4 protein-coding genes are annotated in these 3,937 nt (G+C 53.3%); 2 read left to right on the top strand and 2 right to left on the bottom strand.

Annotated features, from left to right (window positions below; genetic code table 11):
* The coding region (locus tag ONB24_12840) for a lamin tail domain-containing protein (protein ID MDZ7317000.1) at positions 1-1,142 on the top strand (1,142 nt) is incomplete at its 5' end.
* Between the two features lie 87 nt (positions 1,143-1,229).
* Entirely contained in the window at positions 1,230-1,808 is a 579-nt protein-coding gene (locus tag ONB24_12835; GenBank protein ID MDZ7316999.1) for a YceI family protein, read from the top strand.
* A 40-nt stretch (positions 1,809-1,848) separates the two neighbouring features.
* Here ONB24_12835 and ONB24_12830 read toward each other — a convergent pair whose 3' ends face one another.
* Complete coding sequence (locus tag ONB24_12830; protein MDZ7316998.1) at positions 1,849-3,489, bottom strand: CotH kinase family protein; 1,641 nt, start codon at positions 3,487-3,489, stop codon at positions 1,849-1,851.
* 98 nt (positions 3,490-3,587) lie between these two features.
* Positions 3,588-3,937 (bottom strand): T9SS type A sorting domain-containing protein (locus tag ONB24_12825; protein MDZ7316997.1); only part of this gene is annotated, 350 nt, incomplete at its 5' end.

Here is a 3,937-nt window from a genome sequence, read left to right as displayed (position 1 = left end):
CTTCCGAAGTTACCGTCGATCATTGCACGTTCTATGATAGCCGTACCGGTCTGGCTTTGTACGAAAAAACCAGCGGACAAGGAGGCGGCCGGGCGGTCGTATCCAATTCGATCTTTGCCGGCCGATTCGATCTCGAAGCCGAAACCCTCAATCAATCCGATGTGCATTTTTCCTACTGCCTCTCGGAAAAAAGCCTGCTGCCGGGAGAAGGAAACTTGAAGGGCGAGGCGCAATTTGTCGATCCTCTGCATGGCAATTTCAATCTTTTGCTCGATTCGCCCTGCATTGATGCGGGTGATCCCTCTGCCCCATTGGATCCTGACGGCACCCGCAGCGATATCGGCGCCTATGCCTATCACTTTGGACCGGCCCTAACCGAAGGATTGGTCATCAACGAAGTGATGGCGGACAACACGTCCACCCTGGCGGATGAAGCGGGAGAATTCGACGACTGGATCGAGCTGTACAACGGCGGAAACGAACCGATCGATATCGCCGGCCTCTATTTAACGGATGATCCCGCCAACCCGACCAAGCATCGCATAGCGGTCGATCGGCCGGAACAGACGACCATTCCGGCAAAGGGTTTTCTGCTGCTTTGGGCGGACGGGCAGCCGGAGCAGGGGGCCTGCCATCTTAATTTCAAACTCAGCGCGCGGGGCGAAAAAGTCGCTTTGGTGAAAATCAACCGTACTTCGGTCTCGTTTGTCGATTCCGTTACCTTTGCCTCTATGGCCAAGGATGCGTCCTGGGGGCGGTTTCCGGATGGAGATGGAGAGTGGCGGCTGCAGTACAAGCCCACCCCGGCAGCCGCCAATCAGGCTTTCCCGGCGGCAGTGTCGGCAGCGCAAGCCTCGCTTCCCGATCACTTTGCCCTGCACCCGGCCTTCCCGAATCCTTTCAATTCCCAAACCGTCGTTCAGTGCGAGCTCCCGCAGCCGGGGCAGCTGACGGTTGAAGTATTTAATGTGTTGGGCCAAAGAATCGCCCTTTTGTTGAAGGAAAAGCGCGACGCCGGTGTGCACCGCTTGGTATGGGACGGTCGGAACGAACAGGGTGAACAAGTGCCCAGCGGTGTTTATTACCTGCGCGCGACAATGGGAGAGCAGGTTGCGTACGTCAAAATGGCCTTAATTCGCTGAAATGAATTTGAAATAAATCATCAAGCCTTCTTGTTAAACTTTTCCTGTTTTTTAAAAAACAAGGTATAATAACAAGGAGGCTTTTTTATGAAGAAAATATTGTATGGACTGACTACGGCATGGCTCATCAATATTGGACTCAACGCTGCCGAGTGGACGGTGGATGCTTCACATACGGAAATAGGATTTTCCGTCAAACACATGGTGATCTCCAAAGTGAACGGTAAATTTACCGATTACAGCGGCGAAATCCTGCTCGACCCGCAAAATATTGAAGGCGCTCGGGTCAAAGGCGTCATCAAAGCGGCGAGCATCAACACCGGCAATGAAGCGCGCGACAACCATCTGCGCAGCGCCGACTTTTTTGACGTCGAAAAGTATCCGGAAATTCTCTTTGAAACCGTTTCCATTAAGAAGGAAGGCGGGCGCTATAAAGTCGTAGGCAATTTGACGATGCACGGCGTTACCAAGCCGATTGAGCTGTTTGCAACGCTTGCCGGTCCGATCAAAGATCCATGGGGAAACGAAAGGCTGGGCGTGGAAGCAACCGGCGTCCTGAACCGTACGGAGTGGGGATTGACATGGGACAAGGTGATGGAAACCGGCGGCTTGGTGGTAGGACACGAGGTTGAATTAAAATTGGCAGCCGAACTGGTTAGAAAATAGCTTGACGACGCAAGCGCCTGCTCCTGGGGCAGGCGCTTTTCTATTGTATTTTGATGATCCTTCCGCAGGACACCGCTTTTCCTTCCTCATAGAGAGAATAGAAATAAATGCCCGCATTCATCGCATCACTATCCGAATCAAATTCCCGCCATATTGTGCAATTGGGAGCCGAACCGCCCGGCAGCGTCATGCTGCCTACCAGCCGGCCGAGTAAATTATAGATGCGCAGCTCGCGGGGTTTGGGGCTGGATGGAAGAATAAATTCAATCCTGTCGCGAAACGGATTGGGGAAAACGGCGAGCGGCGCCTGATTCTTTTCGTCGGTTTGAACGACCTCGGTATCAGGATACGGCATGTTGCGGTCCATCCACTCCAGGCGTTCTAATATCCAGCTTTTGAGATAATCGATTTCATCGGCAAAGGTCTTGCCGACGTAGAAATTCGGCCAGAGGTAGACGCCGAGTACCCGCCAACGCTGAAAATTACGCTGTTGCGCCTCATCAATGAGCTGAGTCAATGAATCGATGACGGCGAGCACGCGGCCGTTGCTGAAGGATGAGCGACGAAGGTCGTACCAACGCCGACTCAAAAGAAGCTTGAAGCGATAGTTCTGCATCATCCGCGGCCACCAATACATGCGGCCGGCTGACTGATTGTACATCCAACCGTCCGGGTGCATGGCCCTTTCGTGGCCGTAATCCACGTTGCCGAAACCCAAGTCGTAATCCCAAATCGGCCCCATGGTCAAAGGGCCGCCGCGGTCTTTGTACATAAAGGTGCTGAAGCGATAACCGTCGATGTTTTTGGTCAATTCGTTGATGATCATCATGTCGACGAAAGAGAGCTCATCGACAAAAGGCAGGTATCCCCGCTCTCGGTCGCGATAGTTGGCGCTGTTGAGAGCAGCCTCGAATTGGTAAATGTAGTTTTGAATATAGTGCTTCTGCTCCGGAGTTATCACCTCGGCTTTCGGATAAACGTACTGGAAAAAGATCTGCTCGCCGCCGTTGACCGGCCTTGCCGGAGACGTCCAACCGGGCGGGTTGGTATCCCGTTTGTCGACTTTGAGGATATACCCTCCCGTCACGGCGTCGCCTTGGTTATCATCGGGATTTAGCTCGGCAATCGCCACGCGATTTCTATCCCGCTTGATTTTCTCCATCAGCACATAAAGCCCCTGGTACCTGCCGTTCAGCACCAGTTCGCAGAAGCGGGTGCGGGAAGCGTAGCGCCCCATGCTTCGCCCCAAGTTAAAAGTAAGTACATTGCGGATCAGACTTTTATCGCTGTAAGGGCCGTAGAGGATCCAGTCATTCTCCCTCGGCATGTCGAGCAAAGACACGTTCAAATTATTGCCGGCCGAATCGCGCGTCTCAAAGCCGTAGCTCTTTTTGTCGAAATAGGCCGAGGAGGAGCCGCGGATTTCAATGGCGATATCGACTTGAAGCAAAGAGGGATCGTCGATGAAATTCCGGCTGCCGTCGGTTCTGTATTTCACCTCGAGCTTGGCCGGTATCCGAAAGCTGTCCGGAATGGCTCTGCCGCGGGTGTCAATTAGTAGGATGGGCAGATTCGAAGAAGTAAGGGTGACCGCCTCACTCTCTAGTTCCTCGCCGAAAGCAGACGGCGGCAGTTCGACAGTGCAGAGAATCAGGATAAAGAGGGAAAATGCTTTATTCATGCTTTTTGATAATGGACGGATGGAACCATCATGACAAAACAAAGGGCGGAGCAAATAAACGCTGAATGCTCCGCCCGTGGAATTCGAACGTGCCGGAACTACTTTAGCAGCAGCATTTTGTGAGTATCGACGCGCTCGCCGGCAATCAGGCGGCAGAAATAAGTGCCGCTGGGCAGCTGCGAGGCATCAAAGCGGATCTCGTAAGAGCCGGCTGCCTGACGGTGATCGATCAACTGGGCTACTTGACGGCCGTTGAGGTCGAAAACCGCCAGATTGACCATGGCCGCCTGAGGCAGGTTGTAGCTGATGGTCGTAATCGGGTTGAAGGGGTTAGGATAGTTGCGGATCGCAAGGTCAAGGTTTTCCGGCTTTTTGTTCGCAACGTTGGTCGGTTGGCCGGTCCAGATGATGTCGTCAATATACCAATCCTCGCCGGTTGCCGAAGAAC

This window comes from candidate division KSB1 bacterium (assembly GCA_034505495.1).
Taxonomy (GTDB): Bacteria; Zhuqueibacterota; Zhuqueibacteria; order Residuimicrobiales; family Krinioviventaceae; genus Fontimicrobium_A.
Note: the sequence above shows the minus strand (reverse complement) of the source record. Positions and strands in the feature narration are given on the sequence as shown.